Raw genomic sequence first — 854 nt, forward strand, 5'->3', positions numbered from 1 at the left:
TGTCTCTGTCTTTTCGAATAAGAGAAGAGGAAGTCCGGCAGCGGAGGCCGCATAGCTTTCTTCCAACTCAGTCCTATAGCTCAGTTGGTTAGAGCGCCACACTGATAATGTGGAGGTCGGCAGTTCAAGTCTGCCTGGGACTACTTCCGTCCTTTCTCTTTTCCCGGGGGATTAGCTCAGCTGGCTAGAGCACCTGCTTTGCAAGCAGGGGGTCAACGGTTCGAATCCGTTATTCTCCACTTCCGGAGGGAACCGGTGCGGGTCCGGGGGATTCCATCCTCCCGTCCTCCTCCTTCTCTCTCCGCACGATCTTTGACATATTGACACAGGCAAGACTGTAAAGCAGAGCCGGTCTCCTCACGGAGTCCGGCGTTCTCCGGGGGTTCTTTCCCCCGGATGGAATCTGAAAGACAGCTGAAAGTATGAGCTGCATCCCCGCGTTTTCCCGCGGGGAAGGCGAAGAAAGTAAGAAAGGGCGCATGGCGGATGCCTTGGCTCACGGAGGCGATGAAGGACGTGATAAGCTGCGATAAGCCCCGGGTAGGTGCAAATGACCTTTGATCCTGGGATTTCCGAATGGGACAACCCGGCAGGCTGAAGGCCTGTCATCACCGCATGTGCGGTGAGGCGAACGGAGGGAACTGAAACATCTTAGTACCTCCAGGAAGAGAAAATAAACGAATGATTCCCCCAGTAGCGGCGAGCGAACGGGGAGTAGCCCAAACCGGCTGCGTAGCGATGCGCCGCCGGGGTTGTAGGACCACGCTGTCGTACTTTGACTGTGAGGGGAACGTTCTGGAAAGGACGACCACAGCGGGTGACAGTCCCGTACCCGAAGCATGATGAGACGTAGT

The 854-nt window shown here is 56.3% G+C and carries 2 tRNA genes and 1 rRNA gene; all 3 read left to right on the forward strand.

Annotated features, from left to right (window positions below):
* The first annotated feature begins 69 nt into the window (after positions 1 to 69).
* A tRNA-Ile gene (locus HMPREF9141_RS12335) sits at positions 70 to 143 on the forward strand.
* 22 nt (positions 144 to 165) lie between these two features.
* Positions 166 to 239: transfer RNA gene (locus HMPREF9141_RS12340), tRNA-Ala, on the forward strand.
* 220 nt (positions 240 to 459) lie between these two features.
* A 23S ribosomal RNA gene (locus HMPREF9141_RS13740) occupies positions 460 to 854 on the forward strand; the annotation flags it as partial.

It is taken from the genome of Prevotella multiformis DSM 16608, from assembly GCF_000191065.1.
Taxonomy (GTDB): Bacteria; Bacteroidota; Bacteroidia; order Bacteroidales; family Bacteroidaceae; genus Prevotella; species Prevotella multiformis.